The organism is Janthinobacterium sp. PSPC1-1 (assembly GCF_049897625.1).
GTDB lineage: Bacteria > Pseudomonadota > Gammaproteobacteria > Burkholderiales > Burkholderiaceae_D > Janthinobacterium > Janthinobacterium tructae.
The window spans coordinates 525,970-540,962 of record NZ_JAFCWP010000002.1; the positions used below are offsets into that span (position 1 = coordinate 525,970).

Genomic DNA, 14,993 nt, shown 5'->3' on the forward strand with positions numbered 1-14,993 from the left:
TATGGGCAGTGATACATACGGTAACAACCGTCAAGGGACGGCTCGGGTACTCTGGTCAGCGCTGCAAGGAATGTCGCTATCCTGTACGCTTCGGGTTGGAAAGGCCGAGGAAGTGTTCCCAAAAGCAAGGGACTCTGGCACTATGGCTGCCCTGTAATGTTATTTCTTCGCTACACAGAAAGCACGATTCATTTTGCATGACACGACCCATTTGTTGGCTGCCGATTCCGATGTTTGCCCCACCTGCGGGCAAGTGATCCAGCCAGTGCCGGCCTACGGGTCCAGGACCAGCACCATGCGCAAGGTTGCGCTGGGTGTGTCCGTCTTGCTGCACGTGCTGCTGGCGGCGTATGCATTGTTTCGCAGCGACACGATTGAAAAGATCCCGCCGCCGAAGAAGGAAAGCGCGATGGTCTACATCGCGCCCCTGAAGGACAAGCCGCAACCGAAGCCGCAGCCGAAACCCACGCCGAAACCGAAGGACACAAAAGTGGCCAAGGTGAAACCGCCGCCGGCCCCGAGCAAGCGCGTGGTGACGAAGGATGTGCCGCGCGACAAGCCAAAACTGGAAACATTCACGCCGCCGCTGGTATCGAAAGTGCCGTTGCCGCCGCCGCCGGCTGAAGACATGAGCTCGATGATCGAGCAGCGCCGCAAGCAGCGCCAGGCGCAGAACCCCACGCCGCCGGCCGAGGAAAGCGAGAACGACCGCGCCATGCGCGTGGCCAAGGCGAATATCGCCGGTGCCCAGGGCCGCAATTCGGGCAGCGACCGCGAGGATTCGGGTGGCGTGTTTTCCATCGTCAACCAGACCTCCTTCAGCGCCGAAGTCAAGTTCAAGGGCTGGAATGGCAACTTCAAGCGCAATTGGCTGAAGCAGGAAAAAGTCGAACTGGGTAATGAACCCGATATCGAAACGGCCATCATCAAGAAGATGATCCAGCTGATCCGCGCCGAAAAGCCCGGTGATTTCGTCTGGGAATCGCGGCGCCTGGGGCGCAACGTCAACCTCAGCGCCCGCGTGGAAGACACGGCCGAACTGAGCGCCTTCCTGCGCCAGGAATTCTTTTCGGAGAAGCGGCCAGGGCCGGGACGGCGCTAACATCGAGCGCAATCAAAAAAGGCTGCACCGTGTGAACGGGCAGCCTTTTTTTTACGCAGCGTTGATGTGGATCAAGCCGGTTTGTCGGTTCCCGCTTCCGGTTCGACGTCGTCTTCCATGTCGATCAGTTCGACCATCTGGGCCGCGCCATCTTCGCTGATGCCGGCCAGTTCCATGATCTTGTCATTGGCTTCGTCGATGCCGACGCGCTTCAATGCGGAAAACAGTTGCACGGTGAACGGGAAGCCGATGCCGTCTTCGTCCACATAGCTGTCGAGCTTGGCTTTCGCCTGGCGCAGCGCATTCACGGATTCATTGCGGTTCAGCTTATCGACTTTGGTCAGGATGCAGTGGATCGGTTTACCCGTCGGGGCGAACCATTCCAGCATCTGGACGTCCAGGTCGGTGAACGGACGGCGCGAATCCATGATCAGGACCAGGCCTGCCAATTGCTCGCGACGCTGGACGTAGTCGCCCAGCAGGCGCTGCCAGTGCAATTTGGCCGAGCCCGAGACTTCCGCGTAGCCGTAGCCAGGCAAGTCGACCAGCAGGCATTCGATCTCTTCGACGATGGTGGCATCCTTGCGGTGCTGCGCCACATGGGCGCCGCCGATGGAGAAGTAGTTGATGTGCTGGGTACGGCCAGGTGTCTTGGAGGCGAACGCCAAGCCTTTCTGATTACACAAGATGTTGATGGCGGTCGATTTACCGGCATTGGAGCGGCCGGCAAAAGCGATTTCCGGCACCGTGGTATCGGGCAGGTCACGCAATTGGTTGACGGTCGTAAAGAAGCGGGCTTGCCAGAGTTTTGACATGGGAGTAGTAAAGCAACAAAATGGAGCGATAAGGGAGCGATAACGCCAAGAAGCTATTGTACAATAAGGGATTGTTAATTGTTGCCGGCGTAGCAGCGATGCGGCTTGCGGCCCTGAAAATAAATCAAAAATCTCAGGAGCGCGGCAATGTCCACCACTAATTTCTCACTGTCTCAGGGTGCCTGAATGAATCGTGCGTTTTCACCGTTTATCAAATCCATGCTGCTCGCTTTGCTGGCTGTATCGGCAACTGCTTCCGCGGTCGAAGCACCGAAACCTGCCGTCAAGGCCGATGCCGCCAAGGGCGCTACCCTGTACGCCGATGGCGATGCGGCGCGCGGCTTGCCTGCCTGCGTCTCCTGCCATGGTGCGGCCGGTAACTCGACCATCACGGTCAACCCGAAGCTGGCCGGCCAGCACGAAAGCTATATCTACAAGCAACTGGTCGATTTCACCACGCCGGAGCGCAACCAGCCCGTCATGACGACGTACGCGAAGATGCTCAGCGACGCTGACAAGAAGAATATCGCCGCCTACCTGGGCACGCAGCTGTCCAAGCCGGGCGCCGCGAAAAACAAGGATACGATTGATCTGGGCAAGAAAATCTACCGCGGTGGCATTGCTTCCAAGCAAGTTGCTGCCTGCGCCAGCTGTCATGGCGCGACGGGCAACGGTCTTCCCGTCCAGTATCCGCGCATCGCCGGCCAGCACCAGGACTACACGGTGGCCCAGCTGACCATGTTCCGCAGCACCAAGGCTGATGCCCGCAAGAACAGCGCGCAAATGCACACCATCGCCGCCCGCATGTCGGATGACGAGATTGCCGCCGTGGCCGATTACATCGCCGGCCTGAAGTAAGTTTTCATAGTGGCAAGAGATTGCCAGGCGCACCATCGCGCATGAACCAGGGCGGCCGTCTCAACAGGCTGCCCTTTTTTATGGCAGGGGCCAAAACTGGAGTATGCTGCCGCCTTGCGCGCAGAAACTATCTGCTCCATGCCACATTTTCTTGAAGATTGCATATCCCGTATGAGTATCCACGTATGAGCACAGGCACGACCGGAATCGAGTTAAAGACCCAACGCCGCAGCCTGGCTGAATTCGTCGAGCTGGTCTCGTCGATGCGCTTTGCCATCAGCCTGCTGACCCTGATCGCCGTCGCCTCCATCATCGGCACCGTGCTCAAGCAGAACGAGCCCATGCCCAATTATGTGAACCAGTTCGGTCCGTTCTGGTTCGCTGTCTTCGACAAGCTGAGCCTGTATTCCGTGTATTCGGCCTGGTGGTTCCTGGTGATCATGGGTTTCCTCGTCGCCTCGACCTCGCTGTGCATCGTGCGCAATGCGCCGAAGATGCTCAAGGATATGCGCAGCTGGCGCGACAATGTGCGCGAGCAATCGTTGCGCAATTTCCATCACAAGATGGAATGGCAGGTGCCGCTGCCGCGCGCCGTGCTGGCACAGCAGATGGTGATGCGCCTGAAAGACAGCGGCTATGCGGCCAAAGTGGTCGAGAAGGACAACGCCACCCTGGTGGCGGCCAAACGCGGCGCGGCCAATAAATGGGGCTATATCTTTGCCCACGGCGCCATCGTCATCATCTGCGTGGGCGGCTTGCTCGACTCGGAAATGCCGATCCGCGTACAACAATGGTTCTTTGGCAAGACGCCGTTTTCTGGCAGCGGCGTGATTGCCGACATTCCCGCTCAGCACCGCTTGAGCCTGTCAAATCCTACTTTCCGCGGCAACACCATGATCCCGGAAGGCTCGTCGAGCAACACGGCCATCATTCCCCAGGCCGATGGCGTGCTGATCCAGGATCTGCCCATTACGATTTTGCTGAAAAAATTCCACATCGATTTCTACAGTACGGGCATGCCGAAGCTGTTCGCCAGCGATGTCGTCATCACCGACCATGTCACGGGTGAAAGTTTCCCAGCCACCATCAAAGTCAACCAGCCGCTGCTGTACAAGGGCCTGGCCCTGTACCAGTCCAGCTTTGAGGATGGCGGCAGCAAGCTCAAGTTGACGGGTTTTCCCATGACGGGCAAGACGACGAAACGCTTCGATATCGGCGGCGAAGTGGGCGGCAGCACGCCGCTCGAGCGCAGCGATGGCAATTCCTACACGGTGGAATGGTCGGGTTTCCGCCCCTTCAACGTGGAAAACCTCAGCGCCGGCCAGGATGTGCGCGCCGTCAGCAAGGCGGAAAGTTTCAACGATAAATTTGCTGTCGGCCTGGACAAGCGCCTCGGTTCGGCCGCGAAGAATGCGAATAACAAGGATCTCAAGAACGTGGGCCCTTCGGTGCAATACAAATTGCGCGACAAGACGGGCCAGGCACGCGAGTACCAGAATTACATGCAGCCTGTCACCGTGGATGGCACGACGGTGTTTCTGGCCGGCATGCGCGTCAATCCCAGTGACCCGTTCAGCTATCTGCGCATTCCCGTCGATGACAATTACAGCGTGACGGAATGGATGCGTTTGCGTGCCGCGCTGCAAGATCCCGCGCTGCGCCAGCAAGCTGCCGCGCGCTATGCGGCCCGCGCCATGCCGCAGGCGAACGCGGAAGCCCTACGCGGCCAGTTGCAGGAATCGGCGGCGAAAAGCCTGGGCATCTTTGCCGGCAATGGGCAAGAGGGCGGTTTCCTCGCCATTTCGCGTTTCCTGGAGAAAATTCCTGCCGCCGAGCAAGAAAAAGCGGCCGATATCTTCATGAAAATCTTGAATGGCAGCCTGTGGGACTTGTGGCAGGCGGCGCGCGCCCAGGATGGCTTGAAAGCCATCGAGGCCGATGACAAGCACGGCCGCTTCCTGCAACTGGCCACGAATGCGCTGTCCGACAGCTTCTTCTATGGCGCGCCCGTGTATCTGCAGCTCGACGAGTTCACAGAAATCAAGGCGTCCGTGCTGCAAGTGACGCGTTCGCCGGGCAAGAGCGTGGTGTACCTCGGTTGCCTGTTCCTCGTGATCGGCGTGTTTTCCATGTTTTATATCCGCGAGCGCCGCCTGTGGGTGTGGATCAAGGATGGCGAAGGCGGCAGCGAAGCCCTGATGGCCATGAGCACGCAACGCAAGACGCTGGATTTTGAAAAAGAATTTGAGACTTTGAAGGCAAAGCTGCCGCAATCGGCGTAAGCTGCGCTGTGTCCGGGGCGCTTGCGCGTCGCCGGGAATGGAGAAAATATGGAATTGGCAAACAAGCAAATATATACGCAGGAACCAGGATTTTTCAAGCGCCTGAGCCTGATCGATTGGCTGTATGGCGCCGGCTTGCTGGCGGCCTCCCTGTTCGGCCTGATGCGCTTTGGCGCCTTCATGGATATCTATGAAAAGGCCATCCTGCTGGCAGCGGCGCCCACGTTTGCGTGGCTGGGCTGGTACTGGAAGCCCGTGCGCTGGCTGATCCCCGTGGCAGCCGTGCTGTCGCTGTTCGCCATCGAGCTGTACGCAGGCCACCTTGAGATGGCGAACCAGAAATTCTTCCTCAAATACATCTTGTCGAGCCAATCCGCCATTCTGTGGATGGGCACGCTTTTCGTGCTGTCGACCCTGTTCTACTGGATCGGCCTGGTGGCGCGCTCGGAATTCGGCTCGTCCGTCGGCTCCCTGCTGTGCTGGGCCGGCGTGGTGCTGGGGCTGACGGGCATGCTGGTGCGCTGGTACGAGTCTTACCTGATCGGTGCCGACGTGGGCCACATCCCCGTGTCGAACCTGTATGAAGTGTTCATCCTGTTTTCCTTGATCACGGCCATGTTCTACCTGTACTACGAGCAGCATTATGCGACGCGCCAGCTGGGCGCCTTCGTCATGCTGGTCATTTCGGCGGCCGTGGTGTTCCTGATGTGGTACACGGTCACGCGCGACGCGGCCGAAATCCAGCCGCTGGTGCCGGCCCTGCAAAGCTGGTGGATGAAGATCCACGTGCCGGCCAACTTCATCGGCTACGGTACTTTTGCCCTGTCGGCCATGGTGGCGGCGGCGTATCTGCTCAAATCGAGCGGCTACCTGGTCGACCGCCTGCCGTCGCTGGAAGTGCTCGACGACGTCATGTACAAGGCCATTTCCGTGGGCTTTGCTTTCTTCACGGTAGCGACCATCCTGGGCGCCCTGTGGGCGGCCGAAGCGTGGGGTGGTTACTGGTCGTGGGATCCGAAAGAAACGTGGGCGCTAATCGTCTGGCTCAACTATGCAGCCTGGCTGCACATGCGATTGATGACGGGCTTGCGCGGCCGCGTCGCGTCGTGGTGGGCGCTGGTGGGCTTGCTGGTGACGACGTTTGCGTTTTTAGGTGTCAACATGTTCCTCTCCGGCCTGCATTCTTACGGCAAACTTTAATGACAGAAGCGTCATGAACGGCCCGGAAAAACTGGTGTAAGGTATATCCAATCACCTTTTTCCGGAGCCGCCATGTTGATCAAGCGCAGTCCCAACGGCATTGAATTGCCGTTTTCTTCCGAAATCACGCCGCGCGCCGTGTTTGAATCGCGCCGCAGCTTCATCAAGCAAGTCGCGCTGGGCTCGATGTCCAGTGCGGCCTTGCTGGAAATGGCCAGCCGCGAAGCGTTCGCGCAAGGCACCAATCCCAAGCTGGCTGCCAAACTCAATCCCGCCTATTCGGCGCTGGAAAAGCAGACGGCCTATAAAGACGCCACCAGCTACAACAATTTCTATGAGTTCGGCACGGACAAGAGCGACCCGGCGCAAAACGCGGGCACCTTGCGCACGCGGCCGTGGACGGTCAGCATCGAAGGCGAGGTCAAGAAGCCCATGACGCTCGATCTCGATGCGCTGTTAAAACTGGCGCCGCTGGAAGAGCGCGTCTACCGGCTGCGCTGTGTGGAAGGCTGGTCGATGGTCATCCCGTGGGTCGGTTATTCCTTCTCGGAAATCATCAAGAAGGTCGAGCCGACGGGCAATGCCAAGTATGTGGAATTCATTACCCTGGCCGACAAGAAGCAAATGCCGGGCGTGGGCAGCAGAGTGCTGCAGTGGCCGTATACGGAAGGCTTGCGCATCGATGAAGCGAACCATCCGCTGGCGCTGCTGACCCTGGGCATGTATGGCGAAACCTTGCCGAACCAGAATGGCGCGCCCGTGCGCATGGTCTTGCCGTGGAAATATGGTTTCAAATCCGCCAAATCCATCGTCAAGATCCGTTTCGTCAAGGAGCAGCCGCGCACGTCCTGGAACCTGTCGGCGCCGTCCGAATACGGTTTTTACTCGAATGTGAACCCGAACGTCGATCATCCGCGCTGGTCGCAGGCTTCCGAGCGGCGCATCGGCGAAGACGGTTTTCTCACGCGCAAGCGCAAGACCCTGATGTTCAACGGCTACAACGATGTCGCTTCCTTGTACGCGGGCATGGATCTGAAGAAGTTCTTTTAAGGAACGACCATGGCCCTCAACCCCACGCCGAGACAATTGTCGCTATTCAAAAGCCTGGTTTTTCTGCTGGCGCTGCTGCCGTTCGCGCGCATGGTCTGGCTGACGTACACGGGGCAACTGGTGGAGCCGCTGGAATTCATCACGCGCGGCACGGGTGACTGGACCCTGTATTTTCTCTGTATCAGCCTGGCTGTCACGCCCTTGCGGCGCTTCACGCAATGGAATTGGCTGATCAAGCTGCGCCGCATGCTGGGCCTGTTCGCGTTTTTCTACGCGGCGCTGCACTTCACGACGTTCCTGTGGTTCGATCACTTTTTTGATGTGCAGGAAATGTGGAAGGATGTACTCAAGCGCCCGTTCATCACGGTGGGTTTTATTGCCTTTATCTTGCTCATTCCGCTGGCCGTGACGAGCACGAATGGCATGGTAAAACGGCTGGGCGGCAAGCGCTGGCAGTGGCTGCACCGGTTGATCTACGTCATCGCGCCGCTGGGTATCCTGCACTTCTGGTGGATGAAGGCAGGCAAGCACAATTTCGCGCAACCTATCCTGTTTGGCAGCATCGTCGTGCTACTGTTGTTAATTCGCGTGGTTTTCGCCTGGAATAAACGCGTAAAAAGCGCCAGGGCGGCGAATGCCGCCACCCCGGTGCGTTCTGCTTAGGTGGCCGGCACGATCACGGGCGGCGGTGGCACGGGTGCCGGTTCGACCGGGCCTTTGGCTGGCGCGCCCTTGGCCGCAGGCGGCTTGGGCAGGTACAGGGGACCGGGCTGGCCGCAGCCGGCCAGGACGCTGGAAACCACAATGGCGGTGCCGATATAAAACGCTGAGGATGACTTCACGATTAGAATCACGGTTTGATTAAGATCTTTGGAGTGTAGCATGAGCGAATCGGAATTCCTGGCCCTGGCCGAAGCCACCCTGACCCAGATCGCCACGGCGCTGGACCGGCTGAACGATGAAGACGTGCTCGACGTCGAATGCAGCCGCAGCGGCAATGTGCTGGAAATCGAATTCATCGACAACGGCACAAAAATCATCGTCAACAGCCAAGCCCCCATGCGCGAAATGTGGGTGGCCGCCCGTTCCGGCGGTTTTCACTACAAACGCGTGGGCGATGAATGGATCAACACGCGCGACGGCTCGGAATTGTTTGCCGCCTTGTCCAGCATGGCCAGCGAGCAGGCGGGCGCGCCCGTGGTCCTGAAATAAGCTTTTCGCCGCGACAATAAAAAAGGGCAGCCTGCATGGGCTGCCCTTTTTGCTTGCTGAAAGGTTGGGTGGTGTCGGATTACGCGGCTTCGCCGCTAATCCGACCTACCCGACTTACGACATTGCCATTAGAAGAGCTCGTTTTTCACAGCTTCTTTCGCTTTTTCTTCTTCCGGCGTGCCGCGCGCCGCGCCTTCCAGGCTGCCTACGCCCGTGCCCGGTGGATTTTCCGCATAGTAATACTCATCACCCACGCGGATCAGGCCTTCCGGCACGGCGCGTTCCTCGACGGGAATGCTTTTCAATGCCTTCGCCATGTAGCTGATCCAGATCGGCAAGGCCAGGCCGCCGCCCGTTTCCCGGTTGCCCAGGTTGCGCGGCTGGTCGTAGCCGATCCAGGCGATGCCCACCAGCTTGGCCTGGTAACCGGCGAACCATGCATCGATGGAATCGTTGGTGGTGCCCGTCTTGCCGGCCAGGTCAGGGCGCTTCAAGGCCATGGCCTTGTTGGCCGTGCCGAAGCGCACGACGTCGTTGAGCATGCTGTTCATCATGAAGGCATTGCGCTCGTCGATGACTCTGTTGGCTTCCTCGCCCGCCAGGTCCGGCTTGGCTTGCGACAAGATATTGCCATCGCTATCGGTGACCTTGGCAATCAGGTATGGGTTGATCTTGTAGCCGCCATTGGCGAACACGGCGTAGGCGCCCGCCATCTGCAGCGGCGTCACGTTACCGGCGCCCAGGGCCAGGGTCAGGTATGGCGGGTTCTTGTCCGCGTCAAAGCCGAAACGCGTCGCGTATTCCTGGCCATACTTGGCGCCGATCTTGTGCAGGATGCGGATGGAAATCATGTTCTTCGATTTCATCAAACCCTTGCGCATGGTCATCGGACCATCGTATTTGCTGTCGTAGTTCTTCGGTTCCCACGCCTGGCCGCCCGTCTGGCCCGCATCGAACGAGATCGGCGCGTCGTTGATGATGGTGGCTGGCGACAGACCCCGTTCCAGCGAAGCGGAATAGATGAAGGGCTTAAAGGCCGAACCGGGCTGGCGCCACGCCTGCGTGACGTGGTTGAACTTGTTGCGGTTGTAATCGAAGCCGCCCACCATGGCGCGGATGGCGCCGTCGGTGGTGCTGGCCGACACGAACGCCGATTGCACTTCCGGCATCTGCGTCAAGACCCAGGCGTTGTTTTCTTGCATGACGCGGATCACGGCGCCGCGCTTGATGCGGCGGTTCGGTGCCGCTTTTTCCGACAGCCAGGCCGCGCCGAAGGTCAGGCCGGGGCCGGTAATGGTGATTTCTTCGCCGGCCGACGTGACTGCCTGCAAGGATTTGGGCGATGCCTGCAGCACCATGGCGGCGATGATGTCGTCGCTGTCCGGGTGATCGGCCAGCTCCGTCTCGATGGCGTCGTCCGCTTCGGCCTTGGTTTTCGGAATCTCGATATACGCTTCCGGGCCGCGGTAGCCGTGGCGTTTCTCGTAATCCATCACGCCCTTGCGCAAGGCGATGTAGGCGGCGTCCTGGTCGGCCTTGGTGATGGTGGTGTAGACGTTCAGGCCGCGCGTATACGTGTCTTCCTTGAATTGCTCGTAGACCAGCTGGCGCGCCATTTCAGACACGTATTCCGCGTGCACGCCGAAGGCGCTGCTGTCGGTCTTCACTTTCAGCTCTTCATTTTTCGCTTCTTCGAACTGCGCCGGCGTGATGTAGCCCAGCTGCGCCATGCGCTGCAGAATGTATTGCTGGCGCATGCGCGCGCGTTTCGGATTGACGACGGGGTTGTAGGCCGACGGCGCCTTCGGCAAGCCGGCCAGCATGGCCGCTTCGGCGACGGTGAGATCCTGGATATTCTTGCCGAAATAGATTTGCGCGGCCGAGGCGAAACCGTAGGCGCGTTGTCCCAGATAAATCTGGTTCATATACACTTCGAGGATCTGGTCCTTGCTGAGGTTTTTCTCGATCTTCCATGCCAGCAAGACTTCATACGCCTTGCGCTTCAAGGTCTGTTCGCTGGACAGGAAGAAATTGCGCGCCACCTGTTGCGTGATGGTCGAGGCGCCTTGCTTGGCGCCGCCCGTCAGGTTGTGCAGTGCCGCGCGGGTGATGCCCAGATAGTCGACGCCGCCATGTTCATAGAAACGGTCATCTTCGATGGCCAGTACGGCTTTCTTCATGACATCGGGAATATCCTTGATATGCACCATGTTGCGCCGTTCTTCGCCGAACTCGCCGATCAGCACACTGTCGGACGTGAACACGCGCAGCGGCATTTTTGGCTTGTAATCGGTCAAGGTATCGAGCGCCGGCAGGTTCGGATAGGCCATGGCCAGGCCAAAGACCACCAGCAAGACGCCGACGATGCCCAGGCCCAGCAGCGATACCAGCGCCATCAGCAGAAAACGTTTGGGTTTGCTGCCCTTGGTGGGCGGCTTCGAGCCAGCGGAGCCAGCGGAGTTTGAAGATGTCATGCGTCGTATGTCTTTCGGTTAATTATGCCGGCCAATTATAAGCGAGCTTGCCGGGGTGGCAGCGCGCCGTGGCGCTTGCCTGGGGGAGTGTAGAAACTTGTAGATACTCTATATAAGCGTGTATTGGCCCGCTGGCAACCAGGATTTGGTAACAATTATTCTGCGCCAGATCACGGCCGGGCCAGATAGGCGCCGCGCGCCGCAGACACCAGCGTGAAATCCGTTTACAAGCCAGCGCTGCCAGGACTAGGCTTGCGGATGGCAGCACCCCCTCCCACGCTGACGTTTCTCTATGAAAAACATATCCATCCGCAGTTTTCTTGGCATCGGTTTGCTGGGCGTCGACATGGCGGACGATGCCGTGCGCGTGGTCGAGTTAAGACGCCGGCGGGGAACACTGTCATGCCGGCATTGCGGCAGCGCCGCGCTGGCGGCAGGAGTGATGCTGGAAGGTCATGTCGAAGATCCGCAGGGCCTGGCCAGCGCCGTGCGCCTGGCATGCCGCAACAGTGGCAGCGCCTGCACCCGCGTGGCGCTGGCCATGCCGGCCACGGCCCTGATCACGCATGCGATCCGCCTGCCCGCCGGTTTGCCGGAGGAACAGCTGGAAATCCTGGTGGAACTGGAAGCGGCCCAATACATGTCGTTTGCGCTGGAAGACGCCAGCCTGGATTTTTACCAGCTGGGGCCGGCGCCACCGTTTGCCGGCCAGACGCAGCAGGAGATCGAAGTGCTGCTGGTGGCGGCGCGGCGCGCCAGTGTGCAGCGCCGCCTCGATGCGGCTACGGCGGCCGGCTTGACGCCCGTCGTCATGGATAGCGAGGCGCTGGCCCTGCAGGCGGCACTCGCGCAGGGTGGCTGGCAAGCCTTGCCGGACGGCGGCCTCAGTTATCAGCTGGCCTGGGGGCTGGCGTTGCACCGGTACGCGCGATGACGGCCGTGGCGCAAGTGCCAGGCATCAACCTGTTGCCGCATCGCCAGGCGGCACGGCGCCGGCGCAGTCAGCTGCTGCTGTGGCAACTGGCCTGTGGGGCGCTGCTGGGATTGCTGTTGGCCCTGGCGGCAGGCGCCTGGCTGCAGCAGCAGCTCGACGCGCAGCTGCGCCGCCAGGAGGGTTGGCGCCATGCCATGCAGCAGGTGAATGCCGTCCTCATCTCCGGCAAACGGGTGCAGGGCGAGACGGCGGCGCTGCTGCTGCGCCAGCGGGCCATTGCCAGTTTGCAAGAACAACGCAATGCCTGGGTGCGCATGCTGGACGCGCTGGCGCGGGCGATGCCGGCCGGTGTGGCCTTGCACAGTGTGCGCCAGGAATCGGCGATGGTGCGCCTGCAAGGGCATGCCATTTCGCAGGAAAAGGTCGCAGCATTGCTGCAGGCGCTGGAGCAGGCAGCACCCTGGTCCCGGCCGGCATTGGTGGAAGTGCGGCTGGAAGTGCCCGGCGCGGCAGAGGGCGCCGTGGAATGGACGATACGGCTGGCGTTGACACCCGCTGGGCAATCTTAGTCGTGGAGGTTGATCATGCTGAGCTTGAAGACCGCGTCGCTGTGGCCGCTGCCCGCGCGCCTCGCTTGCGCTGCCCTGGCCGGTACGCTGGTGGCCGCGCTGCTGCACGCCACCTGGCTGGCTGGACTGGTGGCCGCCGTGCAGGTGGCGCAAGGAGAGGAGGGCCGCTTGCGCGCCGGGTATCTGGCGGCGCAAGCCAGGGCGAGCCAGTTGCCGCAGTGGCGTGCGCAGCGGCGCCAGGCTGGTGCCGAGCTGGCCCAGCTGGAACGGCAATTGCCCGACCCGCAGGCGATGGCGCTGTTGTTGACGGACATTAACGCCGCAGGCCAGTCGCGCGGCCTGCAAGTTTCGCTGTTCAAACCGGGCGCGGCCCGGCCGCAAACGCCGTATGTCGCCTTGCCGATCGCCATACAGTTGCGCGGCGGCTATCACGCCATGGGCGCGTTGCTGGCGGACCTGGCGCGCCTGGCGCGCATCGTCACGGTGCATGAGCTGGCCTTGACCCTGGGCAAGGATCGCTTGCTGACCCTGGATGCCGTGCTGCACGCGTATCGCTTGCCCGAAGCGGGGGAGCTGGCGGCGCAAGCGGCATTGCCTCCAAAGACCGGCGCGCCAGCATGGCGCCCGCTTGCCGCTGTCGCGCCGCAGGCGTACGCGGCCGCTGCCTTGGCCGACCCTTTTGGTGCCTTGCCGGCGGCAAGCGCGCCGGCTCAGCATGGCAGCGTGGCCGGGCCCGACCCGCGCCGTGTGCGCGAGCCGCTGGAAAGCGTGGCCTTGCCGGCCATCAGCATGGTCGGCAGTGTGCAGCAGTCTGGCCGCCTGAGCGCGCTGCTGCTGGCGGGCCAGCGCGTGTACCGGGTAGCGGTGGGCCAGTATCTGGGGCCAGACCACGGCCGGGTCACGCAAATCAGCGAACAGGCGCTGCAGTACAAAGAGTTGCTGCCGGACGCGGGCGGCGGGTGGCGCGAGCGGCATGGCAGCCTCTCCCTGCAAAAGCCGGGTGACGCCAGGGCCAGTGTGCCGGAGGCTACGCCATGAAGCCGTCTGTGTGGATGTGTTCGATGTATTGGCTATTGCTGCATGGTGCCGCCTTGGCCGGGGACGAGGCGGTGGTGCAGGTGACGGCGCCGCGCCTGTATGCCGGCGAGAAAATCTCCGTCGATTTCCAGAACGTGGGCGTGCGCGCGGCCCTGCACATCCTGGCCGATGCGTCGGGGCAAAACATCATCGCCAGCGACAGCGTGACGGGCAACCTGACGCTGCGACTGCGCGACTTGCCGTGGGACCAGGCGCTCGACGTTCTGTTGCAGGCGAAGGGACTGGACATGCGGCGCAATGGCAACGTGCTGTGGATCGCGCCGCGCGAGGAAATGCTGGCGCGCGAAAAACTGGAACTGGAGCAGCGCGCGCAGATCGCGGAACTCGAACCCTTGCAATCAGCCATCTTCCAGCTCAACTACCAGAAGGCGGAAGCGTTCCGCAGCGTGTTCGGCCTCGATGCGGGGGAAGGGCGCAGCCGGTTGCTGTCGCGCCGTGGTAGCGTGCTGATCGAGCCGCGCACGAATCAGTTGTTCGTCACCGACGTGCCGGCGCGCCTGGAGCAGATCCGTCAGCTGATCGCCAAGACAGATATTGCAACGCGACAAGTGATGATCGAGGCGCGCATCGTCGAGGCGAACGACAGCTTCAGCCGCAACCTGGGCGCGCGCCTGGGTTTTACGGACCAGCGCCTGGCAGCGGCCCAGTTGCCCGGTTTTTCCCTGGGCGGCAGCGGACGCCGCGCGGCCATCGGCGGTACGTATCAAGGCGTGGGCGAGGCGACGGGGCAAACGGTGGCAGGCAGCGGCGCCTTCGTGCCGAACACGCAATTCGTCAACTTGCCTGCCGCCAGCATCAATGGCTTGCAACCGGCCAGCTTCGCCCTGAGCCTGTTTTCGGCGGCCGCCAATCGCTTTTTGAACCTGGAATTGTCCGCATTGGAAGCCGATGGCAGGGGCAAGATCATTTCCAGCCCCCGCGTGGTGACGGCCGACAAGGTGCTGGCGCTGATCGAGCAGGGCATCGAATTGCCCTACCAGGTGGCTACCAGCAGCGGCGCCACGTCGATCACGTTCCGCAAGGCGAACCTGCGCCTGGAAGTGACGCCGCAGATCACGCCGGACGGCAACGTGGTGCTGGAAGTGGATGTGAACAAGGATAGCGTGGGCCAGGAAACGCGTTCCGGCTTCGCCATCGACACCAAGCATGTGCGCACGCAGGTGATGGTGGAAGACGGCGGCACGGTGGTGCTGGGTGGCATTTATCAGCAGTCCGAACGGGGTACGGACAGCAAAGTGCCGCTGCTGGGCGACATCCCCGTGCTCGGTGTTTTTTTCCGCAGCACGGGCCGCAGTCAAGAAAAAACGGAACTGATGGTGTTTATTACGCCGAAAATAGTGGCAGATCGTCCAGCAACACGTTAATGTCACATCTTTACGTTTAAGTAACAATGCAAACG

At 60.9% G+C, this 14,993-nt stretch carries 13 protein-coding genes and 1 pseudogene; 11 read left to right on the forward strand and 3 right to left on the reverse strand.

Translation table 11 applies throughout. The features are described 5' to 3' along the window. Positions 1–295 precede the first annotated feature (295 nt). Positions 296–1,102, forward strand: coding sequence for a hypothetical protein (locus tag ACP7EG_RS09900; RefSeq protein WP_426087458.1), 807 nt, complete (start codon positions 296–298; stop codon positions 1,100–1,102). Positions 1,103–1,173: 71 nt separating this feature from the next. Here the strand turns inward: ACP7EG_RS09900 and yihA are convergent, their stop codons facing one another. Continuing rightward, on the reverse strand, positions 1,174–1,917 hold the full coding sequence (gene yihA, locus ACP7EG_RS09905) for a ribosome biogenesis GTP-binding protein YihA/YsxC (RefSeq protein WP_096233441.1): 744 nt from the start codon (positions 1,915–1,917) through the stop codon (positions 1,174–1,176). 186 nt (positions 1,918–2,103) lie between these two features. On the opposite strand from yihA, the gene ACP7EG_RS09910 reads away from it, so the two are divergent. The 5 genes from ACP7EG_RS09910 to ACP7EG_RS09930 all read left to right on the forward strand — a co-directional run bounded on the left by ACP7EG_RS09910 (position 2,104) and on the right by ACP7EG_RS09930 (position 7,970). Then, positions 2,104–2,775, forward strand: a complete 672-nt coding sequence (locus tag ACP7EG_RS09910; protein WP_426087459.1) for a c-type cytochrome — start codon at positions 2,104–2,106, stop codon at positions 2,773–2,775. Positions 2,776–2,960: 185 nt separating this feature from the next. Beyond that, positions 2,961–5,057, forward strand: coding sequence for a cytochrome c biogenesis protein ResB (locus ACP7EG_RS09915; RefSeq protein WP_426087460.1), 2,097 nt, complete (start codon positions 2,961–2,963; stop codon positions 5,055–5,057). A gap of 48 nt (positions 5,058–5,105) precedes the next feature. Next, positions 5,106–6,257, forward strand: a complete 1,152-nt coding sequence (gene ccsB, locus ACP7EG_RS09920; RefSeq protein ID WP_034753239.1) for a c-type cytochrome biogenesis protein CcsB — start codon at positions 5,106–5,108, stop codon at positions 6,255–6,257. Between the two features lie 72 nt (positions 6,258–6,329). Next, the gene (gene msrP / locus ACP7EG_RS09925; RefSeq protein ID WP_096233447.1) at positions 6,330–7,307 is read left to right on the forward strand and encodes a protein-methionine-sulfoxide reductase catalytic subunit MsrP; all 978 of its coding nucleotides are present in this window, start codon (positions 6,330–6,332) and stop codon (positions 7,305–7,307) included. A gap of 9 nt (positions 7,308–7,316) precedes the next feature. Next, a complete protein-coding gene (locus tag ACP7EG_RS09930; protein ID WP_426087461.1) occupies positions 7,317–7,970 on the forward strand; it encodes a sulfite oxidase heme-binding subunit YedZ in 654 nt (217 codons plus the stop codon). On the opposite strand, the gene lptM is transcribed toward ACP7EG_RS09930, so the two are convergent. After that, entirely contained in the window at positions 7,967–8,149 is a 183-nt protein-coding gene (lptM, locus tag ACP7EG_RS09935; protein WP_034778304.1) for an LPS translocon maturation chaperone LptM, read from the reverse strand. The genes ACP7EG_RS09930 and lptM overlap by 4 nt on opposite strands. Before the next feature lie 40 nt (positions 8,150–8,189). Between lptM and cyaY the strand changes: the two genes are divergently transcribed. Further along, on the forward strand, positions 8,190–8,519 hold the full coding sequence (gene cyaY / locus ACP7EG_RS09940; RefSeq protein WP_071079755.1) for an iron donor protein CyaY: 330 nt from the start codon (positions 8,190–8,192) through the stop codon (positions 8,517–8,519). Between the two features lie 128 nt (positions 8,520–8,647). Here cyaY and ACP7EG_RS09945 read toward each other — a convergent pair whose 3' ends face one another. Then, complete coding sequence (locus ACP7EG_RS09945; protein ID WP_096233453.1) at positions 8,648–10,993, reverse strand: penicillin-binding protein 1A; 2,346 nt, start codon at positions 10,991–10,993, stop codon at positions 8,648–8,650. Positions 10,994–11,285: 292 nt separating this feature from the next. Between ACP7EG_RS09945 and pilM the strand changes: the two genes are divergently transcribed. From pilM to ACP7EG_RS09965, 4 genes and pseudogenes are all read left to right on the forward strand, one after another. Beyond that, positions 11,286–11,927, forward strand: coding sequence for a pilus assembly protein PilM (pilM, locus tag ACP7EG_RS09950; protein WP_426087462.1), 642 nt, complete (start codon positions 11,286–11,288; stop codon positions 11,925–11,927). Continuing rightward, complete coding sequence (locus ACP7EG_RS09955; RefSeq protein ID WP_426087463.1) at positions 11,924–12,496, forward strand: PilN domain-containing protein; 573 nt, start codon at positions 11,924–11,926, stop codon at positions 12,494–12,496. Before pilM ends, ACP7EG_RS09955 begins: the two co-directional genes overlap by 4 nt. A gap of 15 nt (positions 12,497–12,511) precedes the next feature. Further along, positions 12,512–13,534 (forward strand): pilus assembly protein PilP, encoded by a 1,023-nt coding sequence (locus ACP7EG_RS09960; protein ID WP_426087464.1) that lies wholly within the window; start codon positions 12,512–12,514, stop codon positions 13,532–13,534. A 98-nt stretch (positions 13,535–13,632) separates the two neighbouring features. After that, positions 13,633–14,958 (forward strand): annotated as a pseudogene (locus ACP7EG_RS09965) (type IV pilus secretin PilQ); the annotation flags it as partial. Positions 14,959–14,993: the final 35 nt, after the last annotated feature.